Raw genomic sequence first — 23,155 nt, 5'->3', positions numbered from 1 at the left:
GTGTGTCTGCGGCGCTGTTCCCCCGCCATGCGCGATTGCCCGTGACGATGGCCGAGGTGGAAATCAGGCTGGACGGCCCCTTTCCCTGGCGAACATGGAAAAGCTGACCTTGACGAGCAGCGCCGCCAGAATCTGGATGGCCGCGGCCGCGACGAAGATGCCGCCGATCCCCGTGGTGTCGAAGGTTATGCCGCCGATGGCGGCGGCAAGCCCGATGGAGAACTGGATGGCCGCCACGGGCACTCCGCCCCGATTTCCGCCTTGTCGGCAAGCGTTCTCGTGATCCTGCCACGCCTTCCTTGATGACCTCCCCGAGGACCGCCGGAAGAGGACGGCGAAGGGCGGCAGGCTGCCTGATCAGCACCCACCTGACACAGCCGCGCCGGGCGCGGCTGTGTCAGGTGGGTGCTATCGCGTACCCCTTGGGAGAATGACCGGAATTTTACGATTGCGCCTGGATTTTTTTCGTAGGGCGGCGTCAATGTTGCGTTAATCCGTTTTTTGTCGTGGGTTATAGACGGATTATTCCTTGATGGTGGTCGTTTTGGTTTGGCGACGGTAACTGTTGAAAATCATTATGCCGGATCATTATATTTATAATTGGGAATCAAAATACTTCCCAATTATTCGAATGGTTGTATATTGTTCAGAAAAACCAAACATGATCCAGGATGTTGCTATGATTGATATTTTCGCAATACGCGTAGTTTCAAACCCTTATGATTGCAAATCATGACGGGCATTAACAAGGGTGCCACACCGTCTTCGGCCGCGTGCGCGTACGATGCTTCAACGGGAACTTTTCCCGCATGATTGCCTGAGGCGTCCTGGACGAGCCGTCCGGCTCCAGTTCGGCATCAGGAAACTGCGGCGCTCGTGGAACATGAAGGCGACAGTCATACTCTTGACGGAATTTCTCTTGGATTTCAGATGGGTTGTTGCTTCGGGGGGATGTCGCAATGGAAGGGGATTGGAGAAAACGAATATCCGTATGCAAGTTTTCTTGAGCCAGGAATGCCAAAGCATTCATGAGCATCCAGCGACGGTTCGGACTTGATTGCATGTGCTCTCAATCTGTTTTTTTCAATATTTCGTATTCTGCTGCGCCGCATGCCGTTTTCATGCTGCTCCAGCCCATTCCAATGCCGACGGAATGCCCGGCGTGAGCATAGGCGGAGATGGGGGAGGAAGAATACATGCCCAAGGTTCGAGGCACCCACCGCCTACGTTCCATCCGGATAGCTGACACGATCACCACGGTGTCGTCATTTCTGGCCAGCGGCCTGGCCGTCGGCAATCTTCAGAAGTACTTCCAGCCCTTGCCCGGCGACCAGCCTCCACCTTCCCTGTCCAGCCCTGTCCTGACGATCTGCATACTGCTCGCCATACACAAGATGATGCTCGAGCACCTGTACGACGAGGCCGACAAAGTCCATGAGCATTGGATCGCTTCGCACGTATTGAGATATTTTCTCGTTATCGCGGCGGACTGCGCCGCCTTGCTCGTGTTGCACGGCATTCCGCGGTTCGACACGCCGGACAATCCCTTCATCGTGCTGTACGCCGTTACGGCGGCCATTCTCGGCTCGTCCGTCACCCTTGCCGCACATGTCTATTCCAAGCGCTGGAGCAGCAACCCCAAGAACATGCGAAACATCGTATTCTTCGGGTCAAACAAGCGTTCCACGTTATTTGCGCGTTATATAAAGGACAACAAGCACACCGGGTTGAACGTCGTGGGTTTTGTAGATGACGAGAACCACAGCCATGAAGACATCAACATCCTGGACCGTATCGACAACTGCGCATCAGTATTTCGCAACAATGTGATCGACGATGTCATAATAAACCTTCCGATACGTTCTCATTACGACAAGATAAACCACATAATACGAACCGCAGAAACGCAAGGAATAACTGTTCATTACATCGCGGACATATTCAATTTGGACAAAAGTTCCCTAGCATCAAAAAGCATTCACGGCATGCCCTCCATAATCCTGCACACCGCGCCGCTGGAAGACTGGAGGATGTCCGTGAAGCGGCTCCTGGATTTCGTATGCGCCCTTGTCCTGCTCATCGCCGTATCGCCGTTGCTTCTTGTCGTCATCATATGCATCAAGGCCACTTCGCCAGGCCCGGCCATTTTCGCCCAGGACAGGGTGGGGTACAACAAGCGAATATTCCGGATGTACAAATTCCGCACCATGTGCCGCGATGCGGAGCGGTTGCAGAAGGATCTTGAAGACAGGAACGAAATGGACGGCGCTGTCTTCAAGATAACGAACGACCCGCGCATAACGCCTATCGGAGCATTTCTGCGCCGCTACAGCATCGACGAGTTTCCGCAACTGTACAATGTGCTTCGAGGCGACATGAGCATGGTTGGCCCGCGCCCGCTTTCCGTCAGGGATTATTCGAATTTTTCAGAAGACTGGTTGCGGCGGCGGTTCAGCGTGCGGCCCGGCATCACCTGCTACTGGCAGATAGGCGGGCGCAACGATGCGAGTTTCATAGAGTGGATGCAGCACGATCTCTACTATATCGACAACTGGAACCTTCTGACGGATCTGAAAATCATCCTCAAGACCGCTGTGGTCATCTTCAAGGGGCATGGAAAATGAACGCGAACGACAGAAAAATGCAGAACTTCCGCGTGTGTTCACATTCCACGCGCTGCATAGGCATCATTCTTTCGACGCTTCTTGTCCTGCTTGTTGCCGCAATGTACGCAAATTCCATGTTTACGTACACAGACAGTGAAAAGATCATCATGAGCACCATGAAATCGAACAAGTGATCCATCGCAGGCACCTGCGAAAGGAGTCGCCATGCCGGAAAAATCAATGCTGCATGACGCACGCCACCGCTGGCGTACGGCCGGTTGTCTCACGCTTGTCGCCGCGCTGCTCGGCATCGGCGCGGCCTGCACGCGCAAGCCTCCCGAGGGATATGCGCCGGTACCAGCAGATTTCCGCCAACCCAGGTTTCCCCAGGAGTCCACGGCGATAGAGCCGGGCGATACGCTGAACATACGCTTCTATTACCATCCGGAACTGAACGACAGCATGACCGTCAGACCGGATGGCAAGATATCGCTTCCTCTTCATCAAGGCATTGCAGTCGCGGGAAAAAGCCCGGAGCTGCTCCAGGAGGAACTGCACGCCATCTACGCGCAGGAGTTCGTGGACCCGGCAATAACCGTGAACATTGAAAAGGCAGTAAACGCACAGGTCTTTGTCACCGGAGAAGTGGCCCAGGGCGGAGCCAAGCCGTTGCCGGGCAACGCCACCGTCTCGCAGGTGCTGGCCACCAGTTCCGTCCTGACCACGGAGGCGGACCTCGGCAACGTCATTCTGGTGCGGCAGACCCGGAAGGATCTGTACACGGCCTACAGGCTGGACGCCGACCTGGTCGCGGGAAAGGACAGGAGCGTCTACATGGCTCCGGGCGACATACTGATAGTCCCCAAGAACGGCATCACCATGGCGAACGATTTCGTGAAGAAGTACATCACCAACATGATCCCCACCCAGGCCAACGTCGTCTGGGGCTTCACGTACTATCTCAATTCAGATTCATCAAACTAACATAGTGGCATGAACCGCTAGCAACAGCGAGGATCACCTTGGCCACCACAACTCGTGACATACTCAACATCGTTTTCCGATACCAACGCCCAGCCATCATCTTCAGCGTGTTCGTGCTTGCGGCAACGTTGGTGTATGCGTTCGCAACGAAAAAATACTACACCTCGACCGCGAACCTGCTCGTACGTCTTGGTCAGGAGCAGGTGGGCACCATCACGTCCGGAGAAAACAACGTATACATCACTAGGCGAGAGCAGGAAATCAACAACGAAAGCCAGATACTGAAAAGCTCGGATGTCGTTCAGGCTGTTGCGGCAAGGCTTTCAGGGCAGGACGCCATTACGGAAGACAAGGACGGCATAGCCAAGCTCCTAACCGACAACATCGACGTAAAGACGATTCTCGATTCCGACACGCTTCAAGTCTCCTTCACCTTTCCCGACGCCGAAATAGCCAGGAAGGTTCTTTCCATTTATCTCGAAGAGTTCCAGAAGCATCACATAAGCGCATACCGGGACACCAACGAAATCGATTTTCTGAAAAAAAATGTCGTCGACTCCCGCGCCAGGTACGATGCGGCGCTCGGACGCCTGCACGAGTTCGTGAACGAGCACAAGATCTATGACAACAACCAGGTAGCCATGCTGTTGCAGCAGTATGACAGGGTTCGCCAGGTCATCATTGACGCGACATCGGACTACGAACACAACCTCAAGAAGAAAAACCGCCTCGAAGGCATTCTGGGCAGCGTTCCCCGATACGAGGAATACAGCGTGGTGGACGCCCGCAACACGCAGTTGAACAAATTGCAGGGCAGGCTGAACGACGCCCTGATCGAAAGACAGAGCCTGAGAGAGCGGTACACGGAAAATTCAAGGCTCGTCCGGGACATCGATGGCGAAATTGCCCTGCTCAGGCAGATGATCGGCGGCGAACCGGAAAGCGTCACCGACACCCGCGACCGCCGGCTGAGCGACACCTACGCCTCTCTCAACCAGACCCTGCTCACCCTGTCCGCCGAAACCAGCGGGCAGGCAGCAAGGATCGCCGAACTGCAGCAACGGCTGGGCGACATCGCCGCCGAGATAGCCCGGACCTCCGGCGACGCGCAGGAATACGACGTGTTGCGCAAGGACGCCGACCTTGCGGAGGCCACCTACGAGAAATACCACAAGGAATACACGGCCAGCATGATCCGCAACAGCGCGGCGCAAAGCGACATCACCAACATTTCGGTGATCGAGCAGCCGTCGCTGGCGCGGTCCCCCGCCAAGCCGAACCTGAAGAAGACGATGGCGTTGTCGCTGCTCCTGCTCGTCTTCGGCAACTGCGCCCTGATCATCGCGCTTCACCTCACCGACAGCACGTTCACCACGCCGGAGCAGGCCGCCCGCGCCCTGAAGCTGGGCGTGCTGGGCGTGCTGCCGCGCCGCGTCACCGCCGCCGGAGAGCCCGCCATCTCTCCTTCGCTGCCCTTTCCTGCGGATCTCCTGCGTGAATTCCAGCGCATCTATCTCAACATCGCGCACGCCGGAAAGGACAAGGTGGTCCTGGTCGCCAGTTCGCAGCCGTCCGAAGGAGCGCGCACCGTCGGGGTCAACCTTGCCCGCTTCGCCGCCGCCTATCCCCGCAAGAAGGTGGCCTTCGCGAACTTCTCTCCCGCTCCGGTGACGGCAAGCCTTGCCACGCCCCCTGCGGGAACGAGCTTCAACCACATCGTGGCCGACGGGGTGACACTATTCCAGTACCACCCGGGCAACATGGCCGACGAACTCCGTTTCGACATCCTCAAGGAACTCACGCGGGAGTTCGACCAGGTGTTCGTCACCGCGCCTCCGGTCAACAGCTTTCCCGACCTCGTGCTTCTCCGGCGCCATGTGGACCAGATCGTGTACGTGGTCGAGGCGGAACGGACCAACCGCCACTCCATCGCCTACTGCATCGACGTGCTGACAGGCTATGGTTTCGAGAATATCGGCCTGCTGCTCAACAAGCGCATCTTCCACATTCCACGGCAGATATACGGGGCGGTATAATGGACATCTTTGCGATCCAGCACAAGACATCGATGCGGATGGCAAAACTCTACACGCTGCTTCTGCGTTCTTCCTTCAAGCGCATGGGAAAAGGAACCATAATCTTCTTTCCCGTCCGCGTTGATTTTCCGCAGTACATGGCCATGGGAGAACGTTGCCGTATCATGGGGCAGGCGTGGATCACCATGGTGGAATCATGGTTCGACCGTACCTACACGCCGTACCTCGAACTTGGCGATGGCGCGATCATTGGCGCAAACGTGAAAATCTCCGTGGCGTCCACCATGCACATCGGAGAAAACGCAGCCATCGGGCTGAACTGCATCGTCACGGACCACTTCCACGACTATACCTACTGCGACCAGCCCATACTGTACGGCCCCCTCAGCGAGCCGAAACCCGTGACCATCGGACCGGACTCCTACATTGCCGCGAACACCGTCATCGCCCCCGGCACGCAGATCGGCCGCCACGTCTATATCGGGCCGAACTCCGTGGTGCGCGGGGTGATTCCGGACTTCAGCTTTGCCGTCGGCAACCCCGCCCGCGTGGTCCGGACATATGACCCCGAACGCGGCGGCTGGGTTTCGCCCGCGTAAGGCCAGCCCCGCCCGGGCCGTCGTTCCGGCCGCCCGGACAGGCAGATCAGGAGAACGCCATGGGCCGACTGTCCGCCATGCTGCCCAAACCTCTCTACCGCATATGCCGGCGTTGCCTGAACATGTTGGGGGTGCGCACCAGGATAAAGGGTCCCCGCAACCGCATCCGGATGCAGCTTGCGGCGCTGCGCGATGTCGAGATCGACATCGAAGGCTCGGACAACGAAATCAACATCGAAGCGGGCTGCTTTCTCAAGACCGTGTCCATCCGCATGCGCGGTACGGGCCACCAGTTGCATATCGGCCGCGACACCTGGGCCGTGGACGAAAATTTCCACTTCGAAATGCAGGACTGCGGCATCTACATCGGCCAGCGGGTCAGGATGAACGGGGGCAAGCTCTCCGCCGCGGAGACGGGCACATCCATCTTCATCGGCGACGATTGCGGCCTTGCCGAGGGGCTGGACATGCGCACCACCGACTCGCACGCCATCGTGGACCTGGACACGGGGGCGCCGCTGAATCGCGGAGCGGACATCCGCATCGGCCGCAACGTGTGGATGGGGCTTCAGGTGCTGGTGATGAAGGGGGCGGTGGTGGGCGACCATTCCGTGGTGGGAGCCCGTTCCATAGTCCTGCGCGAAATACCTCCGCGCTGCCTCGCGGTGGGCGCGCCCGCCAGGGTCATCCGCGAGAACGTCAGTTGGGTGTGGGACTCTCCTTCTTCCTTCGCCCGCCTGAGCGAGGCCGACCTGAAAATGCTGCGCAGCGGCGAGGATGCATGAACGCGCAAGCCAACAGCGCGGCCGGGGGCGATACGCCCCGGCCTGCCCCGGCGTCTTCCGTCCGCCTGCTCGCCAACACGGCGTGGCTGACGGCGGCGAACCTGATCGCGCGAATCATCGGGTACGGCGGGTTCATCCTGCTTGCGCGCGCGTACTCCAGCGCGGACGTCGGCACGTATGCCGTGCTCGTGACCGGCATGATCTTCGCCGAGCTGGCGGGCAACCTGAGCCTGGACAAGATACTGGTGCGCGACCTTGCCCGCGGGGCAGAGGACCCGGCCGGGCTTGTCTCCGCCGCCCTGCTCCTGAAATTGTGCGCTTCGGTGCTGGGCGCGGGCGCGATCACCGTCCTGCTGTTCGCCATGTACCCGGAATTTGGCGGAATCCGCCCGCAGGTCGTCGTCTACATGTCCGGCGCGGTCCCGGTGGCCATGGCCCGGCTTGTGGAAAGCCTGTACATGGCCCGAGAGCGCATGATGGAGCCTGCCCTTGCCCAACTGGCCGAACGGGGGACGCAGTTCCTCATTCTGCTCGGGGCATGGCTCGGCTGGTACGGGTTCCCGGTCCTGCTGCTGTTGCTGCCCGCCACGGGCATCGTCCGCCTGTGCGCGCTGCTGTGCATGACGGGCGAACACGGCAATGAACTCGCCCGGCTGCTCCGGGCGCTGCCCGGCCACATCCGCGCATGCCCTCCGGCCATGCGGCAACTGCTGTCCGAAGCCGCCCGGCTGCTGGCCGTCGAGGTCATGGCCGGCATCTACTTCCGGATCGACGTGTTCCTGCTGGCGCGCATGACCACCTTCAGCGATACGGGCCTCTATCATGTGGCCTACCGTGTCCTGGATGTCATGGCCGCCGTCTTCACCGGCTACCTTGCCGCCGTCTTCCCCATGCTGGCCCGCCGCGGGCGCGGCGCCCCGTTCACCGTCATCATCCTCTCCGGCCTTGTGGTCATGGTGCCCGCGAGCCTCGGCGTCATCGCGTTTCGCGCGGAAATCCTGGGGCTGTTCGGCACCGCATACGGGCAGGCCGCCACGGTGCTTGTCTGGCTCATGGCCGCCTGTCCGCTCGTCTACATCGCGTCCATGTTCGCGAACATAGCCATCGCCATGGGCCGGATCGGCATGCTTGTCCGCCTGGCCTTTGCGATGATGACCTTGAACGTGGCGCTGAACCTCCTGCTCATCCCCTTCTACTCCATCACCGGCGCGGCCATCGCCACGTTCGTCTGCGAATGCGTCAGCCTCGTCCTTTTCACGGCCGGGCTGCGCGACGTGCTGTGGGCGCCCGCCGAACCCGCCACCGAGGCAGGTGCACCCCGATGAGAAGAAGCCTCGCGCACCTCACGCCCCGCTTCTCGCGCATGGTCGGCATACCGCTGGCCATGGCCGTGCCCGTGGCGCTTCTCGTCCTCGGCATGGCCGAAACCGGCCTGCTGATCTCGGCGCTGGCCATGGCGGGGCTGGCAGGGGCGCTGCTGGCCGGTCTTGCCCCCACGCCGGCGCTGTGCCTGCAACTGCTCCTCCTTGGCCTTTCTCCATTTTTTTTCGGCCTCGACGTGGGGGCCCGGGGGATATTCCCTTTCATCTCGGCGGAAGAGGTGCTGTTCGCACTGATCCTGCCCTCGGTGCTGCTTCGGGCGGTGACGGGAAGGGCGCGCACCGCCGCGCCATCCCCCGGCCTGCTGTTCGCGCCGCTGGCGGCCATCCTTCTGCTGGCCTTCGGCTTTCTGCTGAACGCCGCCACCTACGTGGCCCTGCGGACGTTTCTTGAAACCGTCGTCCTCGGCTACCTGCTCTATCTCGTGTTCCTGCTCGAAACGGACAGCGAACGGGCCGTCCTTTTCACGCGCGTCCTCGCGCTTGTCGGGGTGCTGCTCGCCGCGGGGGGACTGGTGGAGTTCGCGTTCAAGTACAACCCGCTCATCGAGTACGCCGCGAAGAACCTGCCCGATTACAAGCAACTGTTCATCTCGCCCCGGCTGCTCCAGCGCCTGAACGCCTTCTACCGGCCGTACGTGATCTTCTTCCACCCGTCGGAGGCCGGGACATTCGTGGCCATGTGCGTGCCCTTCGTCTACCTGTGCGCGAAGGACATGCGAAACCGCGTTGCCGCCGCCGCGCTCCTGCTGCTTCCGCTCGCGTTTCTGGTGGTCAACTTCACCCGTGGGGTATGGTTCGCCATGGCGGTGGTCGCGCTGGCCCACCCCCGCCTGCGCCGCTGGGCCGTGCCCCTGTGCCTCGTGGGGCTGTCCCTGCTGGCGGCGGCCAGCGCGATGTTCGAGGGACATCCGTTCTTCGACCGCGTCCTCGCGCCACGAAACCTCGTGATGCGGTTCTTCTACTGGGGCGTCGCCTTCCGGATATTTGCGGACAACATGCCCGCCGGCATAGGCTACATGAATTTCAAGAACGTCTACACGGAGCACATGGGCGCGGTTCCCATGGATATCCGGTCCGAAGTGCAGACCATCAAGGTCGCGGACAACATCTTCCTCACCACGGCGGCCGAGCAGGGGCTGGTGGGGCTGGCCGGGCTTCTCTGGCTGCTCGGCTACCTTGTCTGGCGGGTCCGGACGGGAATGCGGCGGCTGGTCCTGGGCGGACGGGCATGCGACGCGCGGTTCGTGCAGATGGCGCTTGCGAGCATGGCCATATACGTGACGGCCGGACTGCTGGCGGACTTGCACTTCTTCACCAAGGTCACGCGGTTGTTTTTCATCCTCGCCGCCATGGCCCTTGCCCTCGCGGAGCAGGGCGCATCAGCGTCCGGCCCCGGGCAGGGCACCCCCGCGCCCCCCGCCGCGCCCGCGCGCCTGCCCCAGGGAGGCGCGACCCCATGAAGCGCCTGAGGATCCTGCTGCTCACCAACTCGCTCGGCGGGGTGAAGCGCCACGTGCTGGACCTGGCTGCCGGGCTGGACCGCGACAGGTACGAGGTCGTGGGCATCTTTCCGGACAAGACGGCCGATCCGCAACTGGACGAAGGGGGCGGCGCCTACCAGCGCGCCTTCAACGCCCTGGGCCTGCCGTTCCTGACCCTTGAACTGCCGCGCCGCCCCACGCCGGACATGGTGGCCCGCGCCATTGCCCGGCTCATTCCCCTGCTGCGCGAACTGAAGCCCGACGTGCTGCACTGCCACTCGACCATGGGGGGCGCGGTGGGGCGCATCGCCCGCCTGTTCGCCCCGGCCATGCGCGTGGTCTACACGCCGCACCTGATGTTCTACCAATGCTTCAAGGGCATCAAACGGCGTGCCTGCCTGATGGCGGAAAAGGCGCTGCTGCCCCTGTGCGACAGCATGATCGCCGTTTCGGCCTCCGAATGCGCGGCCCTGCGCCGCGACATGGGCACGGAGCGCATCCGGCAGATCAACAACGGCGTGGCGCTTCCGCCGCTGCCCGACGACGGCGCGCGCCACGCCATCCTGCGCGAACTGGGCCTCGCGGGTGCCTTCGGGGAAGGACTGCGGCTGATCCTCTGCCCGTCCCGCTTCGAGCCGCAGAAGGACGTGCAGGCGCTGCTGAGGGGCGTGGCCGGGCTGAACGGAACAGGCCCGGAAGTGCGGGTGCTGCTGGCCGGTACCGGCGAAGAGCGCGAACTCCTCGAACGGCTCGCGGCCGGTCCCCGGCTTGCCGGAAAGGTCATGTTTCTCGGCTGGCGGGAGGACATGGACCGCCTGATGGCCGCCGCCGACATCGTGGTGCTGCCCTCCAGGGTGGAGGGATGCCCCTACGTGGCGCTGGAGGCCGCGGCGCACGCCAGGCCGCTGATAGGCAGCGACGTGCAGGGGGTGCGCGACTGCATCCGCCACGGCGAGACGGGTTTTCTGGTCCCGCCCGGGGATGACGAGGCCATGACCCGGAGCCTGGCCACGCTGCTGGACAGGCCCGCGCTGCGCCACCGGTTCGGCATGGCCGGGCGCGACATGGTCGCCCGCGATTTCAGCCTGCCGGGCATGCTGCGTTCCACGTCGGACGTGTACGAGACCTTGTGCGCCGACGCCATGCGCAAGGATGGGAGGCGGCGCTGATGGACGTATCCGTCATCTACGTGAACTGGAATTGCGCGGACGAGATACTGGCCTCCGTTGCCACCGTGCGTCGGCACGCCGCCGGGCTGGAGTACGAAATCATCGCGGTGGACAATGCCTCGGCCGAAGACCCCGGCGTGCTGGAGGGCAGGGTGGACCTGCTTGTGCGCAACACGCGCAACGCGGGGTTCGGGGCAGGGTGCAACCTGGGCGCAAGCAGGGCGCGCGGGCGGCACCTGCTGTTCCTGAACCCGGATACCCGGCTGCACGACGACGTGCTCTCCGGGCTTTCCCGCTTCCTGGACGCAACCCCCGCCACCGGGGCCTGCGGCCCCATGGTGCTGGAGCCGGATGGCCGGGTGCACTACGGGGCCGCGCGTTCCTTCCTCAGCATCGGCAACGACCTCCTGGAGCATTCCACGCTCACGTTCCGCCTGCCCGGCAACAGGCTGACCGGCCGTCCCTACTATTCCTACTGGGACCACGCCTCCACCCGCGACGTGGACTGCCTGCTGGGGGCGTGCATGCTCTTTCGGGCGGATGTGTTCCACGCCGTGGGCGGCTTCGACGAGAAGTTCTTTCTTTATTGCGAGGAAGTGGACCTGTGCAGGCGCGTCTGGCAGGCGGGCCATGCCGTGACTTACGTGCACAGTTGCCGCATCACCCATTCCGCCCGGCACAGCACCATCCGTTTTTTCGGCAGCATGGGCAGACTGGTCCGGCAGTACCTTGAAAGCGAGGAGTACTACTTCCGCAAACACCACGGCAGGGCGTACGCCCTGGCTTGGCGCGGCATGATCGCCGCCATCTACGGACTGCGCTACCTGCGTCGGCGCGACCCGGACTTTCTCGATTACGTGCGCTGGAGCCTGGGCCATGATTAGCGTCATCATTCCCACCTGCGACCGCGCGCCCGTTCTGGACCGCTGCCTGCGCGCGCTGCGGGACGTGAAGGGCATCGAAGGCTGCGAGGTGATCGTGGTGGACGACGGCTCGGCCGATTCCACGCCGCAGGTCATCGCCCGGCATGCCGAATCCTTTCCCGTCCTGCGCCCGCTGCGGCAGGAGAACCAAGGGCCGGGCAGGGCGCGCAACGCGGGAATGGCCCAGGCCGGGGGCGACGTGTTCCTGTTTCTTGACGACGACGTATTCGCCAGCCCCGGCCTGCTGGATGCGCATGTCGCCCTGCTGGACGCGGGGGCCGACGTTTCGCAGGGGCGGCTGGAATGGCATCCGGAACTTGCGGGTTCGCCGGTCCTGCGGTTCATGGACCGCCATGGCATGCAGTTCGTGCAGGAAGGCTACGCGCATGGCCGGCCCGTCAGCTTCCTGCACGTCTATACCGCCAATCTTTGCGTGCGGGCGGACGTGTTGCGCTCCGTGCGCTTCGACGATGCGTTCGCGGCCAGGCGCTACGCGTTCGAGGACACCGCCCTGGCCTACAGGCTGCACCGCGCCGGAGCCAGGCTGCTCTTCAACGCCGCCGCCCACGCCCTGCATTACCACCCCATCGACGAAACGCAGCTGGTGGCGCGCGAGCGCAAGGTGGGCTACGCAAGCCAGATCCTGGCCTCGTCCTACCCGGAAATCGCCGTGGCGGCGGGAATGCGGGCATTTTCCCTGTTTGACCTGTTGCAGGCGGGCGTGCTGGCCGGTCTGATGGGACTCGGAATGGATGCATGCGCGGGGTTCGAACTGCGCCTGCGGCTGCGCTGCCGCGAGGCGTTCCTGCGCGGCGCGCTGGACTACACCCTCGAGCAGCGGCGGAAAGGGGGAAGCGCATGACGCGGCGGCACGTCCATGGTTTCCGGACCCATCTCGCGCGGCTCGCCGCCCTCCTGATGCTGGGCGTCGCCATGGCAATGGCCGCCGTGGGCGATGCGGCGGCCATGGACGCCTGGATCACCTTCCGGAACTCGCCGCGCCCCGTCTACGTCACCAACCTGCGCGTGCACTACCGGAACGACTTCGTCGGGCAGGAGCGCTTCGTCATGATGCTGGGGGAACAGCGGAAGTACGTCTCCTTCGACTTCCGCCAGGTGCGCGCGGTAAGGTTCCAAGGCGTGGCCAGTCAGCGCGCGGGCATGGTGAGCTACGTCATCCGGCTCGACCTGAAGGACGGCGGCAGCCATCTGGCGGGCATGCTCATGCCCATCAGGGCGCTGTCCGGCAGCGCCTCCGGGCGTCCGTGGAAGTTCGAGACGGGGTCCTACGACGAGGAACTCGCGCGCGAGATGTCCGAACCCCTGCAGGAGATCAGGTTTGCACCAGGAATCCGCTAGCACGGCCGGACACCGGCCCGCCCCCGCGTACAGCGTGGTGATCGTGGCCTACCGCAGCGAAGACGCCATCGCCGCGTGCCTCGATTCGCTGTTCGCGGATTCCGCCGCGACGGGGCGTTGCGAGGCCGTGGTGGTGGACAATTCTCCGGACGAGGGCACATGGGAGGCGCTTCGGGAATACGCGCGCGCCCATCCGCTGCGGCGCGTGCTGACGATCCGCAGGCCCGACAACCCCGGCTTCGCCCGGGGCTGCAACCTCGGCGCATCCGTGGCGGGCGGGCGCATCCTGGTCTTCCTGAACCCGGACGCATGCGTCCTGCCGGGCGCCCTGGACGCGCTGGCGGCCCGGCTGGACGGGCATGCGGACATAGCGGTCGCGGGTCCGCAGATACTGGCCCCGGACGGAAGCGTCGTGCCCACATGCCGCAGGCTGCCCACGCTCTGGCGCATCTTTCTCGACGCCACGGGGCTGGACCGTCTTGTGGGCGGATACCGCATGCTGCATTTCGATCACGCCACGGCCCGGCCCGTGGACCAGGTCATCGGGGCATGCTTTGCCGTGCGGGCCGACGATTACAGGCAAAGGGGCGGCTTCGACGAGCGGTTCTACATCTATTTCGAAGAAGTGGACTACTGTCGCCGGGTGCTGCAATCAGGCGGGCAGGTGTGGTTCGAGCCCGCCGCCAGGGTGCGGCACGCGGGCGGGGCGTCCTGCGAAAGCGCGGGGGCGCTGGAGTTCACCACCGCCATCCTGCGTGAAAGCCGCACCCGCTATTTCGACAAGCACGCCGGGCCGTGGGGGCGGGCAGGCATCCGCCTGCTGAACAGGTGCGAAGCGCTGGCCAAGGCGGCGGCGCTTCTCGCCCTCGACATCGCGGAGCCCAACCCCGCGCGCGCCGCCAAGGCCAGGGGCTTCATCCGCGTGGCGCGCGGGAAATGGCCTCCCCATCCTTAGCGGGGCATGTCCGCGGCAAGGTCCACGACCTCGGGCCCGCCCTCCGCCGCGGCAGGCAGCGGAGCCGTATGGTCCAGCACCAGCATGGGCGGCAACCCCACCATCCCCTTGTACGGCCGCCCCGCGAAGGCGGGGCTTTTCAGCGCGTTCCAGTTGTTGGCGTCAACCGGCAACGCTCCCGCGCTCAGGCGGGAAAGCAGCCTCAGCCACTGCCCGGCGGCATTCCGCATCCATGCGGGCTTGGGCTGCCACGAGCCGTAAGGATGGTCCGGAATGAACGTGGAGTACTCCTGCCCCCAGTAGCCGTCGGGAAAACGGCGGACCACCAGCTCCGGCGTCCAGTCCCGCCACGATACGCGCGCCAGCCTGGCCTTTCCGGCGTTGAAGTCGCGCACGGCCCGGCCGTACTCCGTAAGTTCGCCGGTTTCCGTGTTCGCCAGCGCCTTCACGTGTTCCACATATGCGTAATCGACGCCCATCCTGTAGGCGTACTCCAGCGCTTCGCGCAGTTCCCGAGGGGTATGGTGGCCCGGACTCCATGTTCCGTTTTCGGGAAACTTGTCGAGAAACCACAGGTCCACGCAGGCGAACAGCAATTCCTGGCGGTACTGCCGGGCCGCCCCTGCGTAAACGAAGTACATCAGGTCGTTGCTGGTCTCCTTCAGGAACTTCGGGGCAAGGATGGCCCCTCCCCGGGCTGCCGCGTGGGCGTAGTCCGGAAACACCATTTCGAACACCGCCAGCTTGCCGTATCCGGCCTGGTAGGCAGACAGTTCGCGTATTTTGCCGACAACGGCCTCGTAGGCGGCAAGCGGCGACATTCCGCGTGAATCGACGAAGTATGGCGGCACGGTGCGGCCGTTGACCGTTGCGCCGTTCAAGGACTGCATCAGCATCGGCTCGTCGTAGACCTGCCCCATGAACAGCGGGTCGGCGCGCAGCCTTTCCATGATCGCGGGCTTGATGTCCCAGCGGTAGGTGCCGTCCGGATTCCGGAAGAAGGGAACGCCGGGCACATAGTTCACCAGCTCGGTGTTGAACAGGTAGCGCAGCCCGTTGGACCGGAAGAAGCGCACCAGTTCGTCCAGCCGTCCGGGTTGTTCCATTTCTTCCGGCGAAACGTGCCAGACCACGAAGTCGACACCCAGCGCCTTCAGCGCGGCGGCGTAGCCGGGACGGCGTATCTCGCCCTTCCAGTTGTCGCCGTTGACGCCGAAATGGAATGGCGGGACCTGTTCCTGCGCCGCGTGCGCGCAGGCAGGCAGCAGCAGGACGAAGCACAGGACACGGAACAGGCGGGCGAGGTCAGGCATGGCGGTGTGCCCTCCGAAGTATTCCGGCGTAACCGGGAACATGCGCTTCCAGGCTGAAGGCCGCGCGCACGGTCTCCCGGGCGTTTTCTCCCATGCTTCGCCGCAGTTCCGCGTCGGACAGCAGGCGGTCCAGGCGGTCGGTCCATTCCCTGGCCGAGTCGGCGAAGAACCCGTTCTTTTCATCGATGACCACGTCCAGGTTCGCGCCCACCGGCGATGCCACCACCGGCAGCCCCGCGGCCATGTACTGGATGAGCTTGAAGGCGCATTTGCCCCTGGAGAAGGGGGAATCACGCAGCGGCATGACGCCGATGTCGAAGGTGCGGAAGAAATCCAGTTCCTCCCGCAACGACCACGCCACATCCACGACGCGCACCCCCGGCCATGCCAGCGGGCGGCCAAGGCCGACGACGCGCAACTCGAAATCATGGCGGCGCGCAAGCACGGGCATGGCTTCGGCAAGCAACTCCAGATGCGCTCCGCTGTAGGGCGTGCCTATCCAGCCTATCCTGGGGCGCGGCGCGGGTTGCGGGGCCAGCGGCCCGAAACGGGACATGGGCACCACGGTGGGGATGACGAAGACGTTCGGGGTGTACGCGGAAAAGTGGCCGGACAGGAACCGGTTCCCGCACACCACGGCGGAATAGCGGGGCGCAAGCCGGAAAAACTTTCCGAAATCGCGTCCCCGATGGTGCAGGATGCCCTTGCATGTCCCGTCATGCAGAAAGACGGCATCGTCGATATCCAGCACCACGCGGGGATTTACGGAAAACAGCAGGCGTTCCAGCAGCGGCGGGCCAAGCGGGCAGAGTTCGCGCCCTATCCACACCACATCGCACGAGCGGGCAAGCGCCAGGATATCCCGCAGCCGCCGCGCGTAGCCCGCAGCGAACCCGGCCGCCAGACGGACGGCGTCGCCGCCGTCCACCTGAGCCCGCCATGTCCGGGGGGAGAGCAGGCTGCGGTGAAGGACGTCGATGCCTTCTGCCCGCAAGGGCTCGACATACTGGAGAATCCTGTATCTTGTATCGGGAGCCTCCTCGGGCCGGACCGTCAGGGCCAATACAGACAGGCGGGAAGACATGGCGGCACCCCGCATTGCAAGGATGAGAGAGGATATTGCCTCGTGCCGGATAAAATACCACAGCCTGCCGCACCGGCGTCAAGAGAACTGGCGGGCTCAAGCCGATACTCATTGCATGCCGGATATCTTTCACGCAGAATGTCCGGCAACAACGGCCATGCGCATGACCCCGTCCCTGCCTTGGCGCAGGCGGGCGTCACCGCAAACCGGCAGGAGCCCTGCCCATGACCAGAAGCGGACTCACATCCGGATTCCTGCACGGAGCCGCCATCTTGATGGCAACGTGCGCCGTGGCGGTCTTTCTGGCCGCGCACGTGCAACCGGCCGATTCGCCGCCCGCCCGGATCGAGGCCAGACCGGCCCCACCCGCAACGGACGCCCGGCCTGCCGTTCTCCCCGCTCCGCCCGGAGATGCCTCCCCCTCTCGCGCCGGGGGCGCATCCGCCGCCCCGATGGCGGAAGCCGTGCCGGATTCCGGCGGCAACCGGCCCGCCGCCGATCCACCGGCGGAGGCAGCGGCGCTCGCCGCCCCCGCCATGCCGGACGGGCCGCGCGCTTCCGACGCTCCGGCGTCCCTTTCCGCGAGCACGGCCCCCGAACCGCTGCTTCTCGTCCGTATCGGCGGCGAATGCATCTCGCTGACCGAGGAAGAAGGGCTCGACCCCGCCTGTTTTCCGCTGATCGAGGCCAGCCTGCCCGCCATCCGGCGGTCCCATGGTCAGGTGCTGGTGCAGGGCCACACCGACAGCCGCACCATCGACCCGAGGGGGCAGACCAATTTCCGGAACAACCAGGAGTTGTCCGTCTACCGGGCGCGCATCGTGGCGGCCCGGCTGGCGGACATGGGCGTGCCGGCGGACCGCATCCTGGTCTCGGGGCTGGGGGAAAGCCGCCCCATAGCCCCCAATGACGGGGAGCGCCAGCGGGCGCTGAACCGCCGCGTGGACATCATGCTTGCGCAATGACGAGGCGAGGTCGCGTATGTATCTGGCTCACTTCGGTCTTGATCGCCGTCCGTTCGAAAACGTGCCCAACGCCGATTTTTTCTTCGAATCCGGCCAGTACGCACGAACACTGGCCTTCATGCGCGAATCGGTCGCCCTGGGCAGGGGGCTGATGGTCATTTCCGGGCCCATAGGCGCAGGCAAGACCACGCTCACGCACATGCTCGTTTCCGACCTTGGCCCGCAGGACGTGCGCGCCTGGCTGCTCATGCCTCCGGCGGAAAGCATGGAACTGTTCGCTTACGTGGCACGGGAAACCGGGGGGGCGCTTTCCTCCGGGGCAGGTTCCGCCGCGCTGCTGCACGCCGTGCGCGAACGTTGCGCCGACCTGCGGGCCAAGGGACGCAAGGCGCTGCTGCTCATCGACGAGGCGCACCTCGCCACGCCGGATTTTCTCGAAGGCGTGCGCATCCTGTGCAACCTTGAAGACGCAACGGGCAAGCTGTTGCAGATATTTCTCGTCGGGCAGGAAGAACTGCCCGGCTTGCTGGAAGCTCCCGACAGGGTCGCGCTTGCGCAGCGGGTGGCCGCCTGGCTGAAACTTGCGCCCATGACCCCCGAGCAGGTGGCCGGGTACGTGACGCACCGGATCACGGCCGCCGGAGGCCCGCCGGACCTTTTCACCCCGCAGGCCCTGGAAATGACGGCAGAAGCCGCGCACGGGACGCCCCGTGTCGTGAACAACCTTTGCGACAGGGCGCTTTCCCATGCAGCCGGGCGCGCGGGGCGACGCGTGAAGCCGCAAGACCTGCACGAGGCCGCCAGGGACCTGGGGCTTGGCCAGAGCACCCGCGCCTACCTCAGCCGCAACGGTTCGCCGGAAGTGTTCACCCGCTCCACATCCAGGGTATGGTCCGTCCCGGCGCAACCCTGTGTCGTCGTCACTCCCCCCGTCGACGCGCCCCTCGCCGCATCCACTGGCGCCCCTGCCGCCGCCGCCCACACTCGTGCACCGGCCGCATCGGCTGAGCCGGTCGAAACGGCCGCATCGGCCGAACCGGCCCCACGCCCCGGCCCGCCCACGGAAGCCAGCCTTCGTCCCCTTCTCCTCCAAGACCGCCAGAGACAGCCTGCCGTGACCGGCTTTCTGTTCGCGCTGGTCATGCTGCTTCTCAGCGCGCTGTATTACCATTCCCTGCGGGGCGACTGGCCCTGGCCCGGCGACATCCTGTCCGCTCTCGCGCGGATGTTCTGACCGGCCGGAAGGGGAGCGTGGCCGAGGGTTTCGTTTTGCAACGCGATGCTGGCGCGACATCGCGTTTTTCATGTTCCTGCCTTGCGTGGAGGCCGCTTTGGGACAAGGCCGCCTTTTCCTACCGCTCCGTTTCCATGCTCTCCAGCAGCCGCGCCATGGCCAGTTCCCTGCCCATTTGCAACAGCAGTCCGTCGACGTGCTCGAAGCTGAAGCGCGAGCCAAGATACAGGTGCATGTACCCGGCGGGCACGCCGCAGTGCGGGGCCATGGCCCCGGCCAGTTCGCGGGTGCGCTGCTGGGCGCGGCCGCTCCAGGGCCAGTCCGAGTCGGCCAGGAAGCCGATGGCGTGCTCGGCCCGCACGTCCTCGGCCCGCATGGTGAGGCCGGTCAGGCCGATGTCCAGGTAATGGTTGACCACGGCCAGCGGCTTCACGCCCTCGGCAAGGCTCACGTCGTCCAGCCCGTGCATGGCGGCGGTGGCGAGTATGATCTCTTCGTCCGCCCCGCGCGCGGCCAGTTCGCGCAGCACCCACGAGTGGTGGTCCTCGTTGCGGGCGATGAACGGGTCCTCGGACTTGTGCAGGGTGTAGTTCGCGTCGAAGGCGTACACGAAGCGCTTCAGGCAGTCGTGCAGCAGGATGGCGGCGTAGAGCAGGCTGCGGTCCAGCGGCAGGCCGCGCGCCTCGTGCGCGTCGCCCAGGGCGCGGGCGTTGCGCAGGTCCTGCAACACGTGCAGGGCCAGCCCGCCAATGTGCCCGTGGTGCGCGCCCGATCCGGGCGACGCGGCAAAGCGCCACGCCTCATGCCGGGGGTGGGCATAGGGCGTCAGCGGTTCTTCCAGTTCCATGAACTCTTCCACCAGGCCGCGCCACACCGGGTTGGTCACGGCGGGCACGAATTCGCGGCGGATGGCGGCCAGGGCGGGTTCTCCCTGATGGCGGGCCAGCCGGGACAGTTGGTGCGGCGGAATGATTTCTAGGTGCGGCATGGCTGTCCCGATCTCTTGTTTCCGGTCCTACTTGATGCCCGCCCGCATGAACGACTGCACGAACTGCCGCTGGAACAGCAGAAAGCCGATCAGCAGCGGGCCGGAGGTCATCAGGGTGGCCGCCGTGATGATCGACCAGTCCACCCCCTGTTCGGTGGACGAGAACACCTGCAGGCCCACGGTGAGCGGCCGGGAATTGGTGGTGTTGGTGACGATGAGCGGCCACAGGAAGTTGTTCCAGTGGTAGCTGATGGAAACCAGCGCGTAGGCCAGGTACACCGGCTTGCCCAGCGGCACGTACACCTTCCAGAGGATTTGCAGGGTGCTGGCCCCTTCCACGGCGGCGGCCTCGTCCAGTTCCTTCGGGATGCTCTTGAAGGTCTGGCGCAGCAGAAAGATGCCGAAGGCCGACGCCATGTACGGCAGGCCGATGGCCAGCGTGGAATCCAGCACCCCGATGGCCGACATGGTGCGGTAGTTCTCCACCACCAGCACGTCGGGCATGATCATGAGCTGCATGAGCACCAGCGCGAACAGGATGCCCTTGCCGGGGAAGTCGTACTTGGCGAAGGCGTAGGCCGCCAGCGTGCACAGCACCAGTTGCCCGGCCAGCACCATGGTCACCAGCAGCACGGTGTTGACCAGGTAGCGGGCGAAGGGGGCCGCGTTCCACGCCATGCGGAAATTATCCAGCGTCAGCGGCGCGGTAAGGCTGAACCGGGTGGAAAATTCCGAAGGGTGAAAGGCCGTCCACACGGCGTACAGCAGCGGCAGCGCCCACAGCAGGGCCAGGGTCCACGCGGCGGCGGTGTCCAGCACGCGGGCCAGGCCCCGGCTGTCGTAGATGTTGGTCTGGCTCATCTGTAGTGCACCTTGCGTTCGAGAAAGCCGAACTGGCCGATGGAGGCCAGGGCCAGGAAGCCGAGCAGCACCATGGTCAGCGTTGCCCCGTAGCCGGTATCCCAGAATTTGAAGCTGACTTCGTAGATGTAGTAGAGCAGCAGCGAACTGGCGTTGTTGGGGCCGCCCTGGGTGAGCACGAACAGGTGGTCCACCATGCGGAAGGCGTTGATGGTGGCGTTTACCAGCACGAACAGGGTGGTGGGCATCAGGAGCGGTATGACCACCCGGCGGTAGTAGTACAGGCGCGACGCCCCCTCCAGCATGGCCGCCTCGGCCAGCGAAGGGGGTATCTGCTGCAACGCCGCCAGGTAGAAGATCATGAAGAAGCCCGCGTCCTTCCACACCGCCACGGCGATGACGCACGGCAGCGCCGTGGACTCGCTGCCCAGCCAGTTCACCCCGGTCATGCCCAGCGCCCCGCGAATCTGTTCCAGCAGGCCGTATTCCGGCGTGTAGAAGAACAGCCAGATGTTGGCCACCGCGATCATGGGCAGCACCGTGGGCACGAAGTAGCACAGCCGCAGCACCGACTGCCCGGCCAGCCCGGCGTTGACCAGGAAGGCCATGGTCATGGCCAGGCCGATGGACAGCGGAATGGTGCCGCAGGCGAACAGCAGGTTGTTCACCAGCGCCTTGCGGAACACCTCGTCCTCCAGCAGGTACTGGTAGTGTTCCAGCCCCACGAACTCCGCGGGCGCGCCGCCCCGGCCGTCCAGGAAGAAGCTGTGGATGAAGGTGTTCACCGCCGGAAGGTGGGTGAACGCGGCGATGAACGCCAGGGCCGGCAGTAGCAGGAGCCAGGCGTGGATGTTCCGCATGGTGGCGGGGCTGCGGAAGGCTGGGAACACGGATGGACCTCCGGAATAGACAGTGAGGGCGGAATGGACTGTGAGGGCAGGATGGACGGCGCGCGGCAGGGTGAACGGCCGGGTGGCGGTCCATGTCCCCGGCCGGGGCGGAACACGCGGCTCCGTCCCGGCCGGGGCTTTCGGTCAGTCGGCCTGCCCGTCGGGCAGCAGGGGGGCAGGCGCGGCGTGCGCCCCTACTTGCCGTAGCGGCGCAGGATGCGTTCCGCTTCCTTCTGGGCGTCCTTCAGGGCGTCGGCGGGCTTTTTGGAGCCGGTCACGGCGGCCTGGATGGCGTCGTCCAGCGCCTTGGTCACGCGCTGGTTGTCGTGGGTGGACAGTTCCGGCACGGCGTGGGCCAGCTGGTCGCGGGCCACGGCCGCCACGGGGAACGTGGCCACGTAGTCCTTCATGGCCGGGGTTTCCCAGGCGTCGGGGCGTACGGCCACGTAGCCGGTGTCGATGCCCCACTGGGCGGCGCGTTCCGCGCTGGTCATCCACTGCACGAAGGTGACGGCCGCCTTGCGTTCGGCGGGGGTGGCCTTCTTGAAGATGTAGAAGTTGCCGCCGCCCGTGGGCGAGCCGGGGCGCGCGCTGGCGGGCAGCATGCCCACGCCGAAGGGGAAGGGCGCGTTGGTGCGCACGTTGGTCAGGTTGCCGGTGGTGGTCCACATGATGGCGGTCTTGCGCTCGAAGAAGTCGCGCGGGGTGGTGGCCCAGTCGATGGTGCCCTTGGGGGACACCTCGTGCTTGTAGGCCAGGTCCACCAGGAATTGCAGGGCCTCGACGGCCTTGGGGTTGTCGAAGTCGGTCCTGGTGCCTTCGGCGTTCATCAGTTCCACGCCGTTCTGGATGGCCAGGGCCTGGAACATCCAGTAGGCGTACCCGGTGGAGGGAATGGCCACGCCCCACTGGGTGACCTTGCCGGAAGCGTCGCGCACGGTCAGCTTCTTGCCCATTTCCACCAGTTCGTTCCAGTTGGCGGGGCCCTTTTCGGGGTCCAGCCCGGCGGCCTTGAAGGCTTCCTTGTTCCAGTACATCACGATGGTGGAGCGCTGGAAGGGAATGCCCCAGGTCTTGCCGCCGGTCTGGCTGTTGCGCATGAAGCCGGGGAAGTACGCCTTGACGAAGCCCATTTCCTCGGGCTTCAGGATGTCGTCGTAGGGCACCACCGCGTCCTCGTCGATGAGGGTGTACATGTCGGTGGACAGCAGCACCGCGATGTGCGGCGGCTCGCCCCCGCGCAGGGCGGTGAGGGCCTTGGTGAGGGTTTCGCGGTAGATGCCGGCGTACACCGGGGTGATCTTGATGTCGGGGTGTTCCTTCATGAACTGGTCGGTCATGCCCTCCACGATCTTGGTGATGGACCCGCCGACGGCAACCGGGAAGTAGAAGGTGAGGTTCACCTTTTCCGCCAGTGCGGTGCCCGCCAGCAGCGTCAGCGACAGCAGGGCCGCCGCCATCAAGGTGCACGCTTTCCTGAATCCGGCCATTGTGATGCCTCCTGCGATGTTGCGTTGGGGATGATGGTCGAGGATCGTGGC

21 protein-coding genes are annotated in these 23,155 nt (G+C 64.5%); 14 read left to right on the top strand and 7 right to left on the bottom strand.

All coding sequences use genetic code 11. The features are described 5' to 3' along the window. Window positions 1-63 precede the first annotated feature (63 nt). Window positions 64-237 (bottom strand): hypothetical protein, encoded by a 174-nt coding sequence (locus ACR4XJ_RS04895; RefSeq protein ID WP_434754149.1) that lies wholly within the window; start codon window positions 235-237, stop codon window positions 64-66. Between the two features lie 959 nt (window positions 238-1,196). On the opposite strand from ACR4XJ_RS04895, the gene ACR4XJ_RS04890 reads away from it, so the two are divergent. The 12 genes from ACR4XJ_RS04890 (at window position 1,197) to ACR4XJ_RS04835 (ending at window position 14,279) form a co-directional block, all read left to right on the top strand. Then, window positions 1,197-2,624 (top strand): sugar transferase, encoded by a 1,428-nt coding sequence (locus ACR4XJ_RS04890; RefSeq protein WP_434754148.1) that lies wholly within the window; start codon window positions 1,197-1,199, stop codon window positions 2,622-2,624. A 207-nt stretch (window positions 2,625-2,831) separates the two neighbouring features. Beyond that, window positions 2,832-3,590: a polysaccharide biosynthesis/export family protein gene (locus ACR4XJ_RS04885; RefSeq protein ID WP_434754147.1), complete on the top strand. Its 759-nt coding sequence runs from the start codon at window positions 2,832-2,834 to the stop codon at window positions 3,588-3,590. Between the two features lie 38 nt (window positions 3,591-3,628). Then, entirely contained in the window at window positions 3,629-5,626 is a 1,998-nt protein-coding gene (locus ACR4XJ_RS04880) for an exopolysaccharide transport family protein (protein ID WP_434754146.1), read from the top strand. Beyond that, window positions 5,626-6,225, top strand: a complete 600-nt coding sequence (locus ACR4XJ_RS04875) for an acyltransferase (RefSeq protein WP_434754145.1) — start codon at window positions 5,626-5,628, stop codon at window positions 6,223-6,225. The genes ACR4XJ_RS04880 and ACR4XJ_RS04875 overlap by 1 nt, the downstream gene beginning before the upstream one ends. 59 nt (window positions 6,226-6,284) lie before the next feature. After that, entirely contained in the window at window positions 6,285-7,010 is a 726-nt protein-coding gene (locus tag ACR4XJ_RS04870; protein ID WP_434754144.1) for an acyltransferase, read from the top strand. Next, the gene (locus tag ACR4XJ_RS04865; RefSeq protein ID WP_434754143.1) at window positions 7,007-8,335 is read left to right on the top strand and encodes an oligosaccharide flippase family protein; all 1,329 of its coding nucleotides are present in this window, start codon (window positions 7,007-7,009) and stop codon (window positions 8,333-8,335) included. The genes ACR4XJ_RS04870 and ACR4XJ_RS04865 overlap by 4 nt, the downstream gene beginning before the upstream one ends. Beyond that, a complete protein-coding gene (locus ACR4XJ_RS04860; RefSeq protein ID WP_434754142.1) occupies window positions 8,332-9,852 on the top strand; it encodes an O-antigen ligase family protein in 1,521 nt (506 codons plus the stop codon). The genes ACR4XJ_RS04865 and ACR4XJ_RS04860 overlap by 4 nt, the downstream gene beginning before the upstream one ends. Continuing rightward, window positions 9,849-11,042: a glycosyltransferase gene (locus ACR4XJ_RS04855; protein ID WP_434754141.1), complete on the top strand. Its 1,194-nt coding sequence runs from the start codon at window positions 9,849-9,851 to the stop codon at window positions 11,040-11,042. Before ACR4XJ_RS04860 ends, ACR4XJ_RS04855 begins: the two co-directional genes overlap by 4 nt. Further along, window positions 11,042-11,926: a glycosyltransferase family 2 protein gene (locus ACR4XJ_RS04850; RefSeq protein ID WP_434754140.1), complete on the top strand. Its 885-nt coding sequence runs from the start codon at window positions 11,042-11,044 to the stop codon at window positions 11,924-11,926. Before ACR4XJ_RS04855 ends, ACR4XJ_RS04850 begins: the two co-directional genes overlap by 1 nt. Continuing rightward, on the top strand, window positions 11,919-12,827 hold the full coding sequence (locus ACR4XJ_RS04845; RefSeq protein ID WP_434754139.1) for a glycosyltransferase family 2 protein: 909 nt from the start codon (window positions 11,919-11,921) through the stop codon (window positions 12,825-12,827). The genes ACR4XJ_RS04850 and ACR4XJ_RS04845 overlap by 8 nt, the downstream gene beginning before the upstream one ends. Before the next feature lie 71 nt (window positions 12,828-12,898). Continuing rightward, window positions 12,899-13,324, top strand: a complete 426-nt coding sequence (locus ACR4XJ_RS04840; RefSeq protein WP_434754138.1) for a hypothetical protein — start codon at window positions 12,899-12,901, stop codon at window positions 13,322-13,324. Beyond that, complete coding sequence (locus tag ACR4XJ_RS04835) at window positions 13,305-14,279, top strand: glycosyltransferase family 2 protein (RefSeq protein ID WP_434754137.1); 975 nt, start codon at window positions 13,305-13,307, stop codon at window positions 14,277-14,279. Before ACR4XJ_RS04840 ends, ACR4XJ_RS04835 begins: the two co-directional genes overlap by 20 nt. Here the strand turns inward: ACR4XJ_RS04835 and ACR4XJ_RS04830 are convergent. Next, a complete protein-coding gene (locus ACR4XJ_RS04830) occupies window positions 14,276-15,592 on the bottom strand; it encodes a hypothetical protein (protein ID WP_434754136.1) in 1,317 nt (438 codons plus the stop codon). The two genes, ACR4XJ_RS04835 and ACR4XJ_RS04830, sit on opposite strands and share 4 nt — an antisense overlap. Continuing rightward, window positions 15,585-16,676 carry a glycosyltransferase family 4 protein gene (locus tag ACR4XJ_RS04825; RefSeq protein ID WP_434754135.1) on the bottom strand — a complete coding sequence of 364 codons (1,092 nt, stop codon included), beginning with the start codon at window positions 16,674-16,676 and terminating at the stop codon, window positions 15,585-15,587. The genes ACR4XJ_RS04830 and ACR4XJ_RS04825 overlap by 8 nt, the downstream gene beginning before the upstream one ends. 224 nt (window positions 16,677-16,900) lie before the next feature. Here ACR4XJ_RS04825 and ACR4XJ_RS04820 point away from each other — a divergent pair, with 224 nt between their 5' ends. Together ACR4XJ_RS04820 and ACR4XJ_RS04815 are read left to right on the top strand one after the other, a co-directional pair. Next, window positions 16,901-17,641 carry an OmpA family protein gene (locus ACR4XJ_RS04820; protein ID WP_434754134.1) on the top strand — a complete coding sequence of 247 codons (741 nt, stop codon included), beginning with the start codon at window positions 16,901-16,903 and terminating at the stop codon, window positions 17,639-17,641. A gap of 16 nt (window positions 17,642-17,657) precedes the next feature. Further along, on the top strand, window positions 17,658-18,875 hold the full coding sequence (locus tag ACR4XJ_RS04815; RefSeq protein ID WP_434754133.1) for an ExeA family protein: 1,218 nt from the start codon (window positions 17,658-17,660) through the stop codon (window positions 18,873-18,875). A 118-nt stretch (window positions 18,876-18,993) separates the two neighbouring features. On the opposite strand, the gene ACR4XJ_RS04810 is transcribed toward ACR4XJ_RS04815, so the two are convergent. From ACR4XJ_RS04810 to ACR4XJ_RS04795, 4 genes are all read right to left on the bottom strand, one after another. Continuing rightward, window positions 18,994-19,863 (bottom strand): hypothetical protein, encoded by an 870-nt coding sequence (locus ACR4XJ_RS04810; protein ID WP_434754132.1) that lies wholly within the window; start codon window positions 19,861-19,863, stop codon window positions 18,994-18,996. A 27-nt stretch (window positions 19,864-19,890) separates the two neighbouring features. Further along, on the bottom strand, window positions 19,891-20,724 hold the full coding sequence (locus tag ACR4XJ_RS04805; protein ID WP_434754131.1) for a carbohydrate ABC transporter permease: 834 nt from the start codon (window positions 20,722-20,724) through the stop codon (window positions 19,891-19,893). Next, on the bottom strand, window positions 20,721-21,584 hold the full coding sequence (locus ACR4XJ_RS04800) for a carbohydrate ABC transporter permease (RefSeq protein ID WP_434754317.1): 864 nt from the start codon (window positions 21,582-21,584) through the stop codon (window positions 20,721-20,723). Before ACR4XJ_RS04800 ends, ACR4XJ_RS04805 begins: the two co-directional genes overlap by 4 nt. Window positions 21,585-21,808: 224 nt before the next feature. Beyond that, window positions 21,809-23,104, bottom strand: coding sequence for an ABC transporter substrate-binding protein (locus ACR4XJ_RS04795; RefSeq protein ID WP_434754130.1), 1,296 nt, complete (start codon window positions 23,102-23,104; stop codon window positions 21,809-21,811). Between the last annotated feature and the right edge of the window lie 51 nt (window positions 23,105-23,155).

Origin of the sequence: Nitratidesulfovibrio sp. D1 (genome assembly GCF_051133415.1) — a bacterium.
Lineage (GTDB): Bacteria > Desulfobacterota > Desulfovibrionia > Desulfovibrionales > Desulfovibrionaceae > Cupidesulfovibrio.
Note: the sequence above shows the minus strand (reverse complement) of the source record. Positions and strands in the feature narration are given on the sequence as shown.